Below are 281 nucleotides of genomic sequence, written 5' to 3'. Positions count from 1 at the left end.
GATGGGGTAAAGGTGTTAACATAATCGATAAGCCCATAAGTGTAGTATGAGAAGGATTTGAGATTGAAACGTATAAAAAGCAAGCTACTGATAGTTATATTGTTGGCGTTAGGTGCATTTGCTTATCAGTTTTATACAACGATCGGTGATAGCGATGTCACCAAGCAAGCTGAAAAGCTTATCGAGAATAAGCTAAGTTCAGGTAGTCCTCTGACTTTTGAGAATGTCAAAATTGTCCTGAAAAGCGAATTTAAAGAAGTTGAAAGCTACCGAGTCTGTGG

1 pseudogene is annotated in these 281 nt (G+C 38.1%); it reads left to right on the top strand.

Annotated elements, in window-relative coordinates:
* Positions 1–63: 63 nt before the first annotated feature.
* Positions 64–281, top strand: a pseudogene (locus ACNQ0T_RS24095) (hypothetical protein); the annotation flags it as partial.

The sequence above is a fragment of the Enterobacter cloacae complex sp.6700776 genome (assembly GCF_048284255.1).
Taxonomy (GTDB): domain Bacteria; phylum Pseudomonadota; class Gammaproteobacteria; order Enterobacterales; family Enterobacteriaceae; genus Enterobacter; species Enterobacter intestinihominis.
The sequence above is the reverse complement of the archived record's forward strand: the minus strand, read 5'-3'. Positions and strand labels throughout refer to the sequence as shown.